At 45.4% G+C, this 15,905-nt stretch carries 16 protein-coding genes; 3 read left to right on the top strand and 13 right to left on the bottom strand.

Annotated elements, in window-relative coordinates; genetic code table 11:
* Nucleotides 1-67: 67 nt before the first annotated feature.
* Genes nhaB through O9X84_RS17050 form a run of 3 tightly spaced genes read left to right on the top strand, consistent with a single transcriptional unit; the run spans nucleotide 68 to nucleotide 2,730 of the window.
* Nucleotides 68-1,651, top strand: coding sequence for a sodium/proton antiporter NhaB (gene nhaB / locus O9X84_RS17060; protein WP_269520881.1), 1,584 nt, complete (start codon nucleotides 68-70; stop codon nucleotides 1,649-1,651).
* A gap of 3 nt (nucleotides 1,652-1,654) precedes the next feature.
* A complete protein-coding gene (gene dsbB / locus O9X84_RS17055; RefSeq protein WP_269520880.1) occupies nucleotides 1,655-2,182 on the top strand; it encodes a disulfide bond formation protein DsbB in 528 nt (175 codons plus the stop codon).
* Nucleotides 2,179-2,730, top strand: a complete 552-nt coding sequence (locus O9X84_RS17050; RefSeq protein ID WP_332108338.1) for a GNAT family N-acetyltransferase — start codon at nucleotides 2,179-2,181, stop codon at nucleotides 2,728-2,730. The genes dsbB and O9X84_RS17050 overlap by 4 nt, the downstream gene beginning before the upstream one ends.
* Nucleotides 2,731-2,751: 21 nt before the next feature.
* Here the strand turns inward: O9X84_RS17050 and O9X84_RS17045 are convergent, their stop codons facing one another.
* From O9X84_RS17045 to O9X84_RS16985, 13 genes are all read right to left on the bottom strand, one after another.
* Nucleotides 2,752-3,255: a YcgN family cysteine cluster protein gene (locus tag O9X84_RS17045; RefSeq protein ID WP_269520878.1), complete on the bottom strand. Its 504-nt coding sequence runs from the start codon at nucleotides 3,253-3,255 to the stop codon at nucleotides 2,752-2,754.
* Nucleotides 3,255-3,920, bottom strand: coding sequence for a fumarylacetoacetate hydrolase family protein (locus O9X84_RS17040; RefSeq protein WP_269520877.1), 666 nt, complete (start codon nucleotides 3,918-3,920; stop codon nucleotides 3,255-3,257). Before O9X84_RS17040 ends, O9X84_RS17045 begins: the two co-directional genes overlap by 1 nt.
* Complete coding sequence (locus O9X84_RS17035) at nucleotides 3,920-4,891, bottom strand: lytic murein transglycosylase (RefSeq protein ID WP_442864553.1); 972 nt, start codon at nucleotides 4,889-4,891, stop codon at nucleotides 3,920-3,922. The genes O9X84_RS17040 and O9X84_RS17035 overlap by 1 nt, the downstream gene beginning before the upstream one ends.
* A 1-nt stretch (nucleotide 4,892) precedes the next feature.
* On the bottom strand, nucleotides 4,893-5,189 hold the full coding sequence (locus tag O9X84_RS17030; protein ID WP_269520876.1) for a YcgL domain-containing protein: 297 nt from the start codon (nucleotides 5,187-5,189) through the stop codon (nucleotides 4,893-4,895).
* A gap of 151 nt (nucleotides 5,190-5,340) precedes the next feature.
* Entirely contained in the window at nucleotides 5,341-6,510 is a 1,170-nt protein-coding gene (rnd, locus tag O9X84_RS17025) for a ribonuclease D (protein WP_269520875.1), read from the bottom strand.
* A gap of 60 nt (nucleotides 6,511-6,570) precedes the next feature.
* Nucleotides 6,571-8,223 (bottom strand): long-chain-fatty-acid--CoA ligase FadD, encoded by a 1,653-nt coding sequence (fadD, locus tag O9X84_RS17020; protein ID WP_269520874.1) that lies wholly within the window; start codon nucleotides 8,221-8,223, stop codon nucleotides 6,571-6,573.
* Between the two features lie 121 nt (nucleotides 8,224-8,344).
* Complete coding sequence (locus O9X84_RS17015) at nucleotides 8,345-9,259, bottom strand: alpha/beta hydrolase (RefSeq protein WP_269520898.1); 915 nt, start codon at nucleotides 9,257-9,259, stop codon at nucleotides 8,345-8,347.
* A gap of 20 nt (nucleotides 9,260-9,279) precedes the next feature.
* The gene (locus tag O9X84_RS17010; RefSeq protein WP_269520873.1) at nucleotides 9,280-10,017 is read right to left on the bottom strand and encodes a Slp family lipoprotein; all 738 of its coding nucleotides are present in this window, start codon (nucleotides 10,015-10,017) and stop codon (nucleotides 9,280-9,282) included.
* 377 nt (nucleotides 10,018-10,394) lie between these two features.
* The gene (locus O9X84_RS17005) at nucleotides 10,395-10,691 is read right to left on the bottom strand and encodes a hypothetical protein (protein WP_269520872.1); all 297 of its coding nucleotides are present in this window, start codon (nucleotides 10,689-10,691) and stop codon (nucleotides 10,395-10,397) included.
* 83 nt (nucleotides 10,692-10,774) lie between these two features.
* On the bottom strand, nucleotides 10,775-11,518 hold the full coding sequence (tsaB, locus tag O9X84_RS17000) for a tRNA (adenosine(37)-N6)-threonylcarbamoyltransferase complex dimerization subunit type 1 TsaB (RefSeq protein WP_269520871.1): 744 nt from the start codon (nucleotides 11,516-11,518) through the stop codon (nucleotides 10,775-10,777).
* A 12-nt stretch (nucleotides 11,519-11,530) separates the two neighbouring features.
* A complete protein-coding gene (locus O9X84_RS16995) occupies nucleotides 11,531-13,453 on the bottom strand; it encodes an ATP-dependent DNA helicase (protein WP_269520870.1) in 1,923 nt (640 codons plus the stop codon).
* Between the two features lie 103 nt (nucleotides 13,454-13,556).
* Complete coding sequence (locus O9X84_RS16990) at nucleotides 13,557-14,867, bottom strand: alpha-amylase family glycosyl hydrolase (protein ID WP_269520869.1); 1,311 nt, start codon at nucleotides 14,865-14,867, stop codon at nucleotides 13,557-13,559.
* 66 nt (nucleotides 14,868-14,933) lie between these two features.
* Nucleotides 14,934-15,845 (bottom strand): sulfite exporter TauE/SafE family protein, encoded by a 912-nt coding sequence (locus tag O9X84_RS16985; protein WP_442864555.1) that lies wholly within the window; start codon nucleotides 15,843-15,845, stop codon nucleotides 14,934-14,936.
* Nucleotides 15,846-15,905: the final 60 nt, after the last annotated feature.

The raw sequence follows: 15,905 nt of genomic DNA, 5'->3' as shown, positions 1-15,905 counted from the left end.
AAATCGCAATTATACAGTGTAAAGATGCGCACAAATGCGTGCTTTGTTGTAAAAGGAACAGGAACTCATGCAAACCTCAATGATCTCGGCGATCTATAAGAACTTCCTGGGACATGCGCCCGATTGGTACAAAAAAACGATTATTGCCTTTCTCATTGCCAACCCGTTTATATTTATGGTGGACCCATATATAGCTGGCTGGTCACTGGTCATTCAGTTTATTTTCACCCTTGCCATGGCACTTAAATGCTATCCCCTTCAGCCTGGCGGATTACTGCTTATAGAAGCCATGTTTATCGGAATGACCACCCCTGGGCATATGATGCATGAAATAGAGGTTAATTTAGAAGTGTTGCTATTGCTGGTCTTTATGGTCGCTGGCATATACTTTATGAAAGACCTGCTTATGTACCTATTTACCAAACTGGTTATTAAGGTTCAAAACAAGCTCATTCTTTCCCTTTCATTTATTTTTGCGTCTGCGTTTTTATCAGCATTCCTCGACGCTCTTACTGTAGTTGCAGTAATCATCAGTGTTGGCTTAGGTTTTTACTCTATTTACCACAAAGTCGCTTCGGGCAAAGAGTTTCACTCTGACCATGACCATACCAGTGACGATGGTGTACACGATATTGGTAGTAACGATTTAGAAGACTTTCGTGCGTTTTTGCGCAACCTCATGATGCACTCTGCGGTCGGCACGGCGCTTGGCGGCGTAATGACCATGGTAGGCGAACCTCAAAACCTGATTATTGCCGACAAAGCCGGATGGAATTTTGTCGAGTTCTTTATTCGTATGGCACCCGTGTCGTTACCGGTTTTTGTGTTTGGTTTACTAACCACCATTATTGTGGAAAAGACGAAGCTATTTTCGTACGGCGCTGAACTCCCTTCTGCGGTAAGACAAATTCTTGTCGATTACAATATGCACATGGATGAAGGACGCAGTAAGCGAGAAAAAGCGAAGTTGCTGGTTCAAGCGCTAATCGGTGTCTGGTTAATTGTTGGTCTAGCAACGCATATGGCGTCCGTTGGGCTGATTGGTCTTTCTGTTATTGTGCTAGCCACCTCTATGAGCGGCGTTATTGAAGAACATGCCTTAGGCAAAGCCTTTGAAGAGGCGCTGCCATTCACTGCACTGCTCGCTGTTTTCTTTGGTGTTGTTGCCGTTATTATCGACCAAGGGCTTTTCCAGCCAGTTATTCATTGGGTGCTGTCCTTTGAAGGTGAAACTCAAATGGTCATGTTCTACTTGGCAAATGGTGTGCTTTCTATGGTCAGCGACAATGTGTTTGTAGGCTCGGTATACATTACCGAAGTGACCGCAGCCTTAGAAGCTGGGCAGATTACACGAGATCAGTACGACATGCTTGCAGTAGCCATTAACACGGGTACGAATTTACCGAGTGTGGCGACACCTAACGGCCAAGCTGCATTCTTGTTCTTACTGACCTCAGCCATAGCGCCTTTACTGCGCTTGTCGTACGGCAAGATGGTGATGATGGCACTGCCGTATACCGTCGTACTGACCATTGTTGGTTTGTTAGCAACCTATATTGGTTTAGCCGACGCCACCGCATGGCTTTATGACATGCACTTGATTGAGCACCATTCAGCCACCGCAGTTGGCACTGAAGCGGTGGGACACTAAGTAATGCGAAGCGTTATCCACGGAATTAGTCAGTGGGCAGAGCACAAGTCATCATGGCTTGTGCTTTTTGCCTCGTCACTGGCACTTGAGATTGCAGCACTTTATTTTCAGTACGCCATGGGATTGAAGCCCTGCATCATGTGTATTTACCAGCGAACGGCGATGTATGGCATCGTGTTTTCAGCGTTAATAGTAGTCATTAGTAATAATGGGTTTACCCGAATGCTCGGTTTTGCTGGCTGGGCAGTATCTGCGGGATGGGGCTATTTACTGGCTACTGAGCATGTAGAACTTCTTAACGCGTCTAATCCATTTTTTGCAAGCTGTGAGATTGTGCCTAACTTTCCATCTTGGCTACAGCTTCATGAGTGGATCCCTGCAGTGTTCGCTGCTGAGGGTGACTGCCTAGAAAACACGTGGCAATTTCTGTCTATGGGTATGGCAGAATGGATGCAAATCATCTTCGCTACCTATGCCATTGCGTTTGTCGTCGTATTTGCATGCAGACTATTGGATAAAAAGCCCTTTTGATGGATTTATCTATACTCCCATCTCGCCTTCCGCCGATTCATACTGAGCAAGGCCCCGTCTCCATACAGCGTATTGCTCGCAAGCATTGCGACATGCTGTGTGAAGCCGGGCAACAGTCTATTCATCATGTAAAGCCGTGGTTTGGGGCATCGACCTGCCCCGTCACTCCGGCTTTATCTAAACAGTGTATAGAGAGCATGGAAAAGGCGAGAGAGAGTGGCTATGGCTTAACCTATTTACTTGTGCATGAAGAGCGATGCTTAGGCATGGGTATTATTAACCACATACATCATACTCATCTTAGTGCAAACCTTGGTTATTGGTTGCGACCAGACGCCTGTGGCAGAGGCCTTGCTACAGCAATCTGTGAAGCACTGAAAAAGCTCGCCTTTTCCCAAATGAACTTAAATAGATTGGAATGCTTTGTAGAGCCAAACAATAAAGCCAGTTTGCGAGTAGCAGAACGCATAGGGGCTATGAAAGAAGGGCTTTGCCGTAAACGCGTTTTTGGCAGAGACGCCCTACTTTATGCGCTTGTTAATGAATAGGGTAACCTATTCACTTGGGATCTAATCTAAGTCTTCCAACGGCCAAATGGCAATGTAGTTTTCAAATTCATTTAAATCTACATCAGTTTCGAATATGGTTTTATTGCGAACAGACATCCCTTTAGCATGCATGACATGCTTTTTACCTTTGTTAAGCAATGGGTGCCACGACGGCATCCCCCTGCCCTCATGTAACCTTCTGTAGGTACAGCTTGTTGGCATAAAAAAGATGTCTTTCAGGTTTTCTTTCGTCAGTTTGACGCAATCGGGCACTAGCACCGTTCTGTTTTGATACTCAGTGCATTCACATTTTTTTGTGTTTAGATAAGAGCATACAATGTTGGTGTAATGTATCTGTTCGTTTGCATTAATAAAATCGGTGGGGCTGTGTTCTTCTACACTTTCATCATCGATAAACTTGTGTAAACAGCACTTACCACAACCATCGCACAGTGATTCCCACTCGGTTTGGTTCATTTCTTCTAATGACTTGGTTTCCCAAAATGGCGCTGACGATGCGGGCATTACACAATAACCTTAGTTTGAAGCGAAAAGAAAGCGTCTAGCGATACTTCGACTGTATCGCCATTAGTAAGCGGGCCAACGCCCTTTGGCGTACCTGTGAGGATAACATCGCCGGCGTCGAGAGAAAATACGGTGGACATGTGCGCAATAAGAGGAATAATCTTATGCAGCATCAACGCAGTATGGCCTTGCTGTCTCACCTCGCCGTTAATTTTAAGGGTAAAACGCAGGTCGTCGAGATTATCAAACTCTGACAATGGGACAAAAGAGGAAAGCGGTGCGCTGTTATCAAATGCCTTTGCACGTTCCCAGGGCTGCCCCTGCTTTTTAAGCGATGCCTGCACATCCCGTAGCGTTAAATCTAGCCCTAAACCGATACCCCAAATAGCGTCGGCAACGTCAGACTCACTGGCATTTTTGAGGCTATTTTTTAACAGCACCGCAACTTCTAGCTCATTGTGGCAGGCACCTTTATCAGCGGGTATCGCAAGTGGCATTGTCATATCACACATAGCCGACTTCGGCTTCATGAAAAGCAAAGGATCTTCAGACACCACTGAGTTCATTTCTTGAATATGGTCTAAATAGTTCCTACCAATACACACGACTTTATTGACTGGAAGAGAAATAGGCTGCTCAGCTACGCTTTTGTGTTGATAAGACATCAGTACCCTCTCTTTATACGCTCAGACAAATACCCAACGGAAACGCCAAAATAGGTCGAACGATTCCATTTCATCAGGGTGTGAAAATTATTATAGACAAGATAAATCCTGCCGTTTTCACCGTCAGGCATAATTAACGACGCTTTAATATCCACATTGGGAAGGTCGCTACCGTCAAACCGTCTTACGCCTTGGTTTTGCCAAAACGAAAGCGGCCTCATGTTTCCTTTAGCTAAGCCCGATACCGTTACTGGCTTAGTGAGTCTTACTTGGCGGCCCCATGTCCCCGTGCCATCCCAGCCCTCTGAAGCCAGATAATTGGCAATCGAGGCAAATACATCGGCTTTTGTGCCCCAGATGTCTTTTTTACCATCGCCGTCGTAGTCTTCAGCATAGGTGAGAAACGATACTGGCATAAATTGGGTCTGCCCCATCGCTCCGGCCCAAGAGCCTTTAAAATTATCCACCTGTGCGTGCTTTTCACTTAAAATAGTAAGCGCAGCAAAGAAATTCTTTTTGAATAGTGCTTCCCTACGCCCTTCATACGCCAGAGAGGCTAATGCCGACAGTACGCTATACGAACCCTGTATTTTTCCAAAGTTTGACTCGTTGCCCCATAGCGCCACGATAAATCGCGGTTGAACACCATATTTGCGGCCAATTTCGTCCAGTAACGCTTTATTAGAAAGGTATTTCTGTACTGCCTGCTCAGCTTTCCAATCAGGTACTCGCGATTCAATGTAATCGTCTAAGGTGATTTTCTTTTCCGGCTGATTTTTATCTGTTTTGACGGCAGTAGGTCGAAATGTGATATCGCTAAAAGCGCTATCAATAAACTGAACGTCATAACCTTTTTCTATCGCTTCGCTTTTCAGCGTTTTTAGGTAATCATTAAATTCATTGTCGCTGGCTTGAGATGAAGACACAGCAATACTTGCCACCAGCATTGCTAACAACATAGTTAAACGCATACTAAAACTTTTTGTCCGGTGAAGAAGATAGGCCAAGAGAAACTCGATGAGTAGACAGAAGATCGTCCTCTTTCGGAGGCATTTGTAGGTAAAAACCGTTGCTATTTAATTCATCTGTGAGCTTTTGCTTGTCGATGCCCGCTATCTTTTCACGTTTGTCTAGTGCTAGCAGTGTTACTAACTCAGGCTTACCAAAGCGCTGCATAAGAGGTTCTGGCACATCATCGAACACGTCTTTTTTCGGCACGTACAAATACATACCCTGTTTTTTTCTGGTTTTATAAACCGCACATAACATACTATTTCTCGTTTTCTATTTCTGGTTTATATTCATCAATACTGAAGCGATGTTTCAGTGCTTTTCTCTCTGAGCCTTTTTTTCTTAAGCGGTATTTCTGAAGCTGTATGTCTAGGCCCTTGTCGCTAACCCTTTATTTCCGTGCCCTCTTTTAAGGTTGGGGCGAATTTTTAGGTAAGTCGCCAAGTAGTTCAATCACTTTTGGCATAAAGAGTGGCCCACGCCATGTGGATAACACGTCAGGTTTTAATCCTAGGATACGGGTTTCATCTACATCAAACCAATACCACTTTAATAATTGATTCAGCTGCTTTTTCGATGACATTACTTCGTTATTCACGCCATTTTCTTTAGCAATCTCTTCGCTGATAACTTTGAGATCGGCAAGTGTTTTCTTGTACTTAGGAATATCCATCAAGCGCAGTACTTGCGGTAGTCGCAGTTTATCCGGAGTTTGAGCGAACCGTTCTCGAGCCTCGGCGATTAAATCAATTATGGTATCGCCATATCGACGTATTGCCTGGTGATTTAAATCGTTAATTTTCGATAAGTCTGATTTACTCGATAAAAGGCGCTGTGCCGCCTCGAACAAATGCCCTTCTTTAAAGACAAAGTTTAACGCGAGATCTTTTTTTCTTGCCGTGGTTAAACGCCACGACGCTAGCACCTGAAGTACCGTAAGTTGTTCGCTGTTCAATCGCCAATTATTTTTAATAGTGAGGTAGGCAAAATCTGCTGGCATTTGCGCCCGCTTTTTCGCAGCTAGCAAGGCTATCTCTTGGTAAACCCAGTTCTCAATACCAGCGCTTTTTATCTTGTCTACCAAATCCTCATAGCAAGGCAGCAGATACAGCACGTCGTTAGCAGCGTAACTTAGCTGCGACTCACGCAGTGGACGGGCAATCCAATCGGTTCGAGATTCACCTTTATCAAGGCTCACATTGCAAACCATCTCTACAAGACGGGCATACCCTAAACTTGGCCCCATATCTAATAGGCTTGCTGCAAACTGCGTGTCGAAAACAGGCTCGGGGATAGTATTAAAAGCAACAAGAAACGTTTCTAAGTCTTCAGAACATGAGTGCAGTACCTTAACGAGAGACTTATTTTCCAGCAAATCGATAAACGGCTGCATATTGTCTATGGCAATAGGGTCGATAAGAACGAGTTGATGTCCATCGTAAAGCTGTATAAGCCCAAGGTGAGGTGTAAGTGTTCGTGTTCGCACAAACTCTGTATCAAGGGCCACAGCACTTTGTTGTTGCGCCAAAGCGCATACATTGTCTAACTGTTCGTTTGTTGTAATTAATTGATATTGCATTATTTCGCACATTAAATAAAAAAGCCGGCTCACGCCGGCTTTAAAAACTAGTTAAAGAAATTAGTCTCTAAGCTCCCGACGCAGTATTTTACCTACATTGGTTTTTGGCAAGTCATCTTTAAAGACAACATGTTTAGGCACTTTATAGCCCGTTAGTTCATTACGGCAGTGAGCGATGACGTCTTTTTCTGTCAACGAGTCGTTGTTGCGTACTACGAATAACTTAACAACCTCACCGCTGACTTCGTGAGGTACACCCACCGCAGCCGCTTCGACGATATTTTCGTGCATAGCAGCAACTTCTTCAATTTCATTTGGGAACACATTGAAGCCTGAAACTAAGATCATATCCTTTTTGCGGTCAACAATATAGAAGTAACCTTCATCGTCTACCGTGGCAATGTCACCCGTGGCAAGCCATCCATCTTTCAAAATATCGTCGGTCGCTTCAGGGCGGTTTAAATATCCCTTCATGACTTGCGGGCCTTTTACCCACATCTCGCCTGGTTCGCCTTTTTCTACCGGGTTTCCATCGTCATCTAATAGTTTGATGTCGGTAGAAGGAACCGGCATACCGATTGCCCCTTTATACGCCTCTATCTGAGGCGGGTTTACCGCAACAACTGGCGAACATTCAGTGAGACCGTAGCCCTCTAAAAGTACCGTGCCTGTTACTTTTTCCCATTTCTCAGCCACTGGACGCTGAACCGCCATTCCGCCGCCAAGTCCGAACTTAAAGTTGGAGAAATCGAGTTCATCAAACCCTGGGGTGTTAAGTAAGCCGTTAAATAACGTATTTACGCCGGGCAATATAGTAAACGGATATTTCCCCAATTCACTGACAAAGGCAGGCATATCTCGTGGGTTAGTGATAAGTAGGTTGCGACAGCCGTACTTCACAAACATCAAGCAGTTCGCCAGTAATGCGAAGATATGATAAAGCGGCAGTGCCGTTACGACAAAGTCTTTACCTTCTTCAATTACGGTTTCAAGTATTCCTGACACTTGCTCTAAATTGGCGACCATATTTCTATGGGTCAGCATTGCCCCTTTAGATACGCCGGTTGTACCGCCGGTGTATTGCAAGAAGGCAATGTCTGAGTTTTCTATCGTTGGACGCTTATATTCTAAAGACTGCCCTTTTTTGACCGCCGACATAAACGACGTAGTTGCAGATAGATTAAACGATGGCACCATTTTCTTCACGTATTTCACTACCGCGTTCACTACCCAGCGTTTTGGCGCTGGAAGCATATCACCGAGTGCAGTAAGGAAGACTTCTTTGACTTGAGTATCGCCAATAACTGCCTCTAGGGTACAGGCAAAGTTTTCAACAATGACAATGGCTTTTACATTAGCGTCGTTAAGCTGATGTTTAAGCTCTCTGGCCGTGTACAACGGGTTAACATTAACAACGACCATACCGGCGCGCAAAATACCAAACATGGCGACAGGATATTGCAGAAGGTTTGGCATCATTATCGCAACGGCATCACCGCGCTTTAGTCCGCTTGCCTGTAGATAAGCCGCATACTGAGCTGATAACGTATCAAGCTCACCAAACGTCATTGAATGCCCCATATTAATAAAGGCTTCTTTATCTTTAAACTTTTTTACCGATTGTTCAAAAATGTCGACGACAGAGTCGTAGCGATCGGCATCAATTTCTGCGGATACACGAGGGTCGTAATGTTTAAGCCAGGTTTTTTCCACCAAAACCTCCTTCACTTTATTCTTATACTAATAATTGAGCCCGTTAGAACCCGCGCCCATACAACTGGTCTGATAACCTGCGAATAGTATAGGAAGTGTAAAAAAAAATAAACGCTACAATTTACATTTGCTCAACAAATTCACAAATAAGACGCCCTACATCCTCACTATTTTCCATGTGAATGTGATGGCCGCCTACAAATTGTTCATATTGCGCAGATTCAAACCAGTGTGCTCGTTGCTCGAAAACATGAGGCAAATTTTTAAAACTCGCCGATGCGCCGATAAAGAGTATAGGACATGCCACCGATTCCATTAACGTTTGTGCTTGTTTTTCTGTAAGTCTAAGTATGGATTTTGTCCGAAGCTTAGGGTCGCTACACCAATAGGTATTGCCATCTGCCTCTGTAATCATGTTTCGCATGAGTATTTGCCGCGCATGACTGGCGTTCATATCAGATATTTTGCACCGCGCTTTCACCGTATCATCAAGGTTAACCGTGCGGCGGTGGTTGCTTGATTTACCCTGCCTGCTCATTAACGCATTACGCATCTGCTGCTGTGTCGTTTCTTCGCTTTCAGTAAGCGGGCCGCAAGCATCTATACTGACGACGGCTTTCACCTTTTCGGGGAATAACGCGGCATACATAGTGACGAGGATACCACCAAGAGAGTGCCCTATAAGGATAACATTATTCCAGCCTTCACTCTCAATAAGTGCGTGCAAATCTTGTAAGTAGTCAGTCTGATTATAGTGCGCACCTAAAGGGCGATGAGAAGAACGCCCATGCCCTGCAAGGTCAATAGCGATATAGCGACAGAATGACAAATAGGGCGCAAGCACTCGCAAACTTTCAGCGTTATCCAAATAACCGTGAAGAGCAATAACTACTTGACCACTTCCCTGATTATCTAACCCTGCTAATTTAAGAGAACCTGCCATTGCTTCAAATTCAATCATAGATTCATCACCACCAACGGCAAATTTTTGCCACATCCTGAGTTTAAACTCACTTAAAAACAAAAGAGGCGGCATCACTTTGCCGCCTCTTACTACTAATGCTGCTGCACTTTGGGGTTGGTTATCACTGGGCCTTTTTGTCCACCGCTCGACCTAGATGACCTATTGTTACTTCTCGTCGGGCCAGCGCCGTTCATATTGGTGATCCGAGCCCGCCTTGGTGCATTGCTGTAACGGATAACTCTCATGTGATTCATTTGAGGGAACATCCAAGGACCGCCGATGAAGCCCCCTCTCAACCATGGGCCACCACCCCATCCCCAAGGACCTCGCAAGCCGTAGAACGGAGAGTACCACCCGCTATGGTAGTTAAAAAAGAAGGTATTAACGTCATACACTTCCCTATCTCGCCACATATGATAGTCGTCTGCCGCGATTGTGGGGTAGATATAAGGCTGTTCACCTACCATCCCCGTGGTAGGTGCGATAAGTGTGCCCAAGAACGTAGCCGTTCGGCCCTCTTCAAACACAATAGGATCAACAAATCCATCTATCTGCACTTTAAAACGTCCAGATGTTTCACCATTACTGCGTGGTTTTCCGTAATGATTAAGCGGAAAATGCGCAAGTTCGATAAACGTTTTGTTTGGCTTGTTCTCGACTCCAACAACAATACCGCCCCAGCGCGCTTTTTGTCCTTGTACACTTGCGCCAGAGGTAACGGCACTGGAATAGGAAACTAATGCGGTGCCTTCAGGAACCTCTAGGGTATCTGGCACCATGGCACATCCTGCAAACATGAACACGGTCAATAAAAGTAGATATCGAAACATAAGCGCGCTCCTTTGTACATCATTTGACGATTAACCCCGGCGTTACCACTGAAGTAGAAAATTATGTAAACAGCCTTCGTCTTGCTTTTTATTCGAGCATTTGAGGGCTTAATAACTATGACTAAGTTAGCATTGATACGTTCACAGAACCACTAGAGTTCTGTTACAAAATGATAAAGATTCTAAAACAAACTCTGTAAAAGCTTCGGAATTTCAGCCACCTGACACTCAATGTATTACCACCGGATAATTTCAGGCTGTTGGTAAGCTCTTATGATAGTAAGCACTCCTCCGAATTAGCTGCAACAATACTAAACAAGGGATGGGAGCGACTAAGCAGGTAGTAATGGGCTAGTTGGCAAAGGACGGGTTCCCCTCTACGCGTAGATATCAACACCAAACATGTCTTGTATCGACTCACGCTGCTGCTGTTTTTCAAAACTCTGATAAGACGCAATGGCCTGCTGAGAATAGGCATTGCTGTCTTCTTTTATAAAATCTTGGTAGGCCTTTGCATTACTCGCGCCCTGTTCGTCGGGTGCAACAACAATCGCCTTTACTTGAGACGATTCACTTTGCCCTTTGCTCTCCTGTTGAGGGTCTTTCGAAATTTTCGAGACCCGGCCTTGAGCGGCGTCAGAAGATGCTATGCCAAAATTAGTATTAATATTCATAACGCACTATAGTTTTCATAACGCTCTGTAATTCTCATAACGCTCTAGCGACTGCAATTTTCATTCCCAGTATAAGATACCCCTTATTCTCGACCAGGAAGCTTTTTCCACGTCACTTTATCTCTTAGGTAAACCGGTTTCACTTCTGCGGCGCTTGTGGTTGTGTTTGCACGAACAGCTTCTTTGGCGTCTTCAAGCATGAATGCAGCGTTTGGTAATGTCACGGCTGGGTTTATGGCAGCGGTTGCTACTGCGCTTGCTGATGATTCTGCAGCACCTTGCATGTTCAACCACTGCTGAAGCTCCTCATAGGCCGCCCAGCCAGTGCCAGCAACAATTACATTATTGTTGAGCGCCTCGCCCAATTCACTGAGGTAATTGACTGCTTCTGTGGGCGGACACACTTGTTCAGGAACGATTATCTCTAACCCATCATCCGACTGTTTGTATACACAGAAATAGACTTCACCCATACGTGCGTCTGACGCAACGGCTACAAATTGGCCGGTGCTCTTCTGTGCAGCTTCTACAGCCATTGCCTTTAGCGTGCTTACACCTGCCACGGGTAACCCTGTGCCAAGTGCTAGCCCCTGAATCATACCGGTCGCGATTCTCACTCCCGTAAAGCTACCGGGGCCGCGACCAAACGCCAATAGTTCGAGAGAAGCTAGTTCAACGCCGGCTTCCTTTAGTACCCCGTCAATCATGGGTAACAGACGCTGGCTATGCTGCTGCGGGCATACTTCAAAATGGCTAAATAGCGTATTATCGACTTCTAGGGCGACTGAGCATGCTTCTGTTGCTGTATCAATAGCTAAAATATTCATTACAACTCTCTATTATTTTTCATCATCGATGCCGGCAAGAAATGCCTCTACATCATCTAGGCTTCGCGTGCGCTTCATGTCAGGCAAGCTGCCGATAAACGTTTTTGCGTAAGGTTTAGTCACTAAGCGATTATCGCAAATGACCAACACCCCTTTATCGGTAGGGTCGCGAATAAGGCGTCCGGCCCCTTGCTTTAAGGTGATAACTGCTTGAGGAATTTGAATAACGCCAAAAGGGTTTGCGCCGCGTTTTTTCACATCTTCCATTCTAGCTTGAAGCAAAGGATCATCCGGTGAAGCAAACGGGAGCTTATCTATCATCACGCAGACGAGGTCGTTACCTCTAACATCAACGCCCTCCCAAAATGCACCTGTACCCATGAGCACGGCTTTCTCATCGGCTAAATACGCATCCAACAATGCTTGTTTTGTGGTAGTTCCCTGGACAAGCAGCGGATTATCTATTTCATCTTCTAATTTCTTTGCTATTTCTCTTAGCATCGCGTGGCTGGTAAACAACAAGAAACAACGCCCGCGACTGGCTTTAATTAAGCGCTTCGCCGTTTGCAGCAGAGTTTCGCGCATTGCGTAGCTGCTTGGCTCGGGCAAGTAGCGCGGCACACACAGCATGGCCTGCTCTGGGTAGTTGAAGGGGCTGTCTAAACCAAGGGTTTCTGAATCTTCCAACCCCATTCGACGCTGAAAGTGCTCGAAACCACCATTGACCATCAACGTGGCCGACGTAAACACCCAGCCTCGCGGCGGCGACTCAACAAAGCGTCTGAATTTTGCGGCAATAGACAATGGCGTTAAGTGCATAACAATGTGGCGTGGTGTGGTTTCATACCACAAGCTTACGTTTTGTTGCTTGTTATCACTCAATGCGTCAAGTTGCTCTCTTAATGCAACAATACGCTCGTACATATTGTCTAAGTCTTTATCGCGGCCCAAATGCAGTTTACACACTTCATAAAGCACACCTAGTGCTTCGGCAAGCTTACCTACCTGTAGGCGAACGTCGTCGCGATCGAGTGCGAGTGCCCAATTTCCCCGCTCAGGATCATGAGGAAAAAGCAGACGTAAATCAGACGCAATCATGCGGCATTTATCAGCGGCTTTATCTAGCTGCCCGGCATCTTTGAGTACTGTTCTAAACAGTAAGGTAATATCTTTGGCAATATCTTGAATTTGCCTCGTAGACAACGACTCACCAAAGTAGTCGCTGGCAATATCGGGGATTTGGTGGGCCTCATCAAAAATAATGGCATCGGCTTCGGGAATAAGCTCGCCAAACCCTGTGTCTTTTAGCGCCATATCGGCGAAGAACAGGTGATGATTTACCACAATAATATCGGCATCAAGGGCTTTACGGCGGGCTTTAACTAGGTAACAGTCTTCGTAGTCTGGACACTCTCGGCCTAAACAGTTGTCTACGGTAGATGTCACCATTGGAAGCACTCGCGCATCTTCTGGAAGGGTTTTCAACTCTCCCATATCACCGCTTTTGGTAGTGCTTGACCAGCGTTTCACTTCAGAAAGCTGCCCTAACACCTCTTTTTCTACCAAGGTGGAGTTACCGCCATGCTGAGATAATCGATGCAAACACAAATAGTTCGACCGCCCTTTTAGTAATGCCGTTTTACGTTTGCTGCTTAATGCTTTTTTTACCAGCGGCAAGTCGCGATGAAAAAGCTGCTCTTGCAGATTTTTCGTTCCGGTGGAAATAATGGCTTTACCACTGCTGATTAACACCGGCGCAAGATAAGCAAAGGTTTTGCCCGTTCCGGTACCGGCCTCAACAACCAAACTGCCCGTTGTATCGATAGCGTGCTTTACCGCGTTGGCCATATCGGTTTGCGCCTCTCTTGGCACAAACCCTTTTATGGTTTTTGCCAGCAGGCCATCAGATGAAAATACATTTTTAATAGTGGGCATTTTTGAGACGTTTCAAATACATTGCATTGTTAGGCCCGCATTATGCCAAAAACAGCGTTGAAAACCTATCGAACAACGCATGTAAAAATAAACAATTACCCTGTTATTTGTGCCAGATTTCGAAGCCCCAGGGCTTTAACGTGCGCGAGGTATCAGAAGAAAACGTCGTTTTCTGATTGCGCTTCCAATGTTGCAGCGTACCTAGATGCAACGATTCTTCAAATGTCACCGTAACGGGCAAATCAGAAAAGTTCATCACCACAAAGACTTTGCCGCCCTCGCGTTCTTCTCGTCTTACAAAACTGAATACCTGAGCCATTGATGAGTTAGGCACTTGGATCATACGTGCTCCAAACTCGCCATTGCCCAAAAATGGCTTCGATTTTTTAAGGGCGATGAGCTCTCGGTACAGTTCGCCAATAGGATGTGCTTGCCACTCAATGGGATCTCGCTCGAAAAAAGCCAGACGTTTGGTCTCTCCGGCTTCTTGTCCGTTGTGGATAAGTGGCATCCCCTCGCCTATAACTGAAAGCGCAATGCACGCCTCGAGCGCGTCACCAAACTGCTCACGCTGCGTGCCGTCCCACGCGTTTTTATCGTGATTGCTCACAAACGTCATGCGATAGGCGCTATGCGGCCATGCTCTCTCATTCCATGAGTAGTATTTTCTGAGTCTGTCTAAACTGCAGCGCCCCTTGGCTAATTCGTGAAGGGTTTCATTCCAACTCCACGCATAAGTCATATTAAAAGCGTTCTCGTGTAAATCTCTGTTTTCCCACTCAGCAAGCAAAAATACAGGCTTAATGGCGTCGAGAGCGTGGCGAGCTTGCTCCCAAAAATCGTTGGGGACGTAACCTGCAACATCACAACGAAACCCATCAACATCAAACGCTTCCACCCAATAGCGCATTGCAGAAATCATGTATTCCCTCAGGCCAGGCTGGGAATAATCAAACTCAATAATGTCAGACCAATCCCACCAGGGCGATGGGCGAAAGTCGCCTTTGTGATCTTTTGCATACCAGTGTGGGTGGGAGTCGACAAGAGCGTTGTCCCATGCACTGTGATTAGGTACCCAGTCTAGAATGACTTTAAGGTTGAGCTTATGAGCTTGAGATACTAGGTGTTTAAAACTGTCCTTATTGCCAAATTCGGCGTTGACATTAAGATAATCTCGAACCGCATAGGGGCTGCCGAGCTGCCCCTTTCTATTTTCTTTTCCGATAGGATGAATTGGCATCAACCATATAATATCCGCGCCTAGCTCTTTAATATTCTCGAGTCTTTCGGTGACTCCTTCAAAGGTACCCTTGGCGCTAAATTGCCGAGTATTAACTTGATAGATAACCGCATGGGAAGACCAGTCCGGCTGTTTTACGCGATATAGAGAGCGAGGTGTTACGTCAAATTGCATAGACTAACTCCCTTAAAGGGTCAGTCGCTTATCTTTACTAAATTTAAAGCGACATATAAAAAAACGCTAAAAAATAGGTAGGCTGGTTACGCCTAGTAGAAATACCCATAACCCAAAAAATAGCTTTAGTGATTGAGTAGAAAAAGCCAGTACAAGGTATTTAGCGACAACGCCTCCTAAAATAGCGCCTGCGCCAGCGAATATAACAACGTCGTATACTATGGCATGACTAACAAGTACATGAAAGGGTACTGCTGACCATACTGTAAATGCTGATAAAATAACCGCCACTGCGATAGACATAGTGACGTTAAAGCCGCGAATAATAAGATAAACCGCGATAAGCTCACCCACACCGATAGATAGCCAAGCGGTAATACACCCACCCAAAAAGGCGATGGTGGGAAGCAAAATAATATCCTTTGCGGCTAACGCGTTGCTAAACACTTGGCGCTTCATCAGCGGAATTGACCCTATAATGGCAATGGCCAATATAACGGAAAACACGCCGAATACCGTGTGTAGGTTTTCAGGTCCACCTAATACATTGAGTAGAAGCGCTGAGCCATGTGTGGTGTATTGCGAAAACAGAACACCACAAAGAGAAGGTATAACGGTTAATAAAAGAGCACTTGGCAGTGCGCCCCACTGGCTGTCTGTTTTATGTTGGTCTGTTTGGCGTTGAGAGCAAAAAAAGCGAGCCCAGGTAATGGCTCCTGCCGTCATACCACAACATTGTATGGCAAAACTTGTTGCAATAATACTTTCAGGAGTAAAGGAGAGATACGCAAAAAAGGGAACAAATACCACGCCTCCACCAGCGCCTGTAGCATTGGCAAATATAGCCCCCACTACGCCGACAAAGGTGAAAAAGCCATATTCGTGCAACAAAACCCCCACATTATTTTGGGAAAAAAGAATAAGAAACCATGCTGAAATAACAGCAAAAAACCACGCACCCTTACGAGAAAATAGCAGTAATAAATGGGAATATGACAAGTCTCTTTTTCCTACAACGAATTAACTGAGCGTTCGAGT

It is taken from the genome of Alteromonas sp. BMJM2 (genome assembly GCF_027257845.1).
In the GTDB taxonomy this organism is placed as follows: Bacteria; Pseudomonadota; Gammaproteobacteria; order Enterobacterales; family Alteromonadaceae; genus Alteromonas.
This window is presented reverse-complemented; position numbering and strand designations above follow the sequence as displayed.

Bases quoted from the DNA above. Each gene is read 5' to 3' on its own strand.
- O9X84_RS17010 (WP_269520873.1), bottom strand. From the start codon at position 10,017: ATGTTTCGATATCTACTTTTATTGACCGTGTTCATGTTTGCAGGATGT.
- O9X84_RS17015 (WP_269520898.1), bottom strand. From the start codon at position 9,259: ATGCCGCCTCTTTTGTTTTTAAGTGAGTTTAAACTCAGGATGTGGCAA.
- O9X84_RS17035 (WP_442864553.1), bottom strand. From the start codon at position 4,891: ATGCGTTTAACTATGTTGTTAGCAATGCTGGTGGCAAGTATTGCTGTG.
- O9X84_RS17005 (WP_269520872.1), bottom strand. From the start codon at position 10,691: ATGAATATTAATACTAATTTTGGCATAGCATCTTCTGACGCCGCTCAA.
- rnd (WP_269520875.1), bottom strand. From the start codon at position 6,510: ATGCAATATCAATTAATTACAACAAACGAACAGTTAGACAATGTATGC.
- O9X84_RS16995 (WP_269520870.1), bottom strand. From the start codon at position 13,453: ATGCCCACTATTAAAAATGTATTTTCATCTGATGGCCTGCTGGCAAAA.
- dsbB (WP_269520880.1), top strand. From the start codon at position 1,655: ATGCGAAGCGTTATCCACGGAATTAGTCAGTGGGCAGAGCACAAGTCA.
- O9X84_RS17040 (WP_269520877.1), bottom strand. From the start codon at position 3,920: ATGTCTTATCAACACAAAAGCGTAGCTGAGCAGCCTATTTCTCTTCCA.
- tsaB (WP_269520871.1), bottom strand. From the start codon at position 11,518: ATGAATATTTTAGCTATTGATACAGCAACAGAAGCATGCTCAGTCGCC.
- O9X84_RS17030 (WP_269520876.1), bottom strand. From the start codon at position 5,189: ATGTTATGTGCGGTTTATAAAACCAGAAAAAAACAGGGTATGTATTTG.
- nhaB (WP_269520881.1), top strand. From the start codon at position 68: ATGCAAACCTCAATGATCTCGGCGATCTATAAGAACTTCCTGGGACAT.
- O9X84_RS16990 (WP_269520869.1), bottom strand. From the start codon at position 14,867: ATGCAATTTGACGTAACACCTCGCTCTCTATATCGCGTAAAACAGCCG.
- O9X84_RS17045 (WP_269520878.1), bottom strand. From the start codon at position 3,255: ATGCCCGCATCGTCAGCGCCATTTTGGGAAACCAAGTCATTAGAAGAA.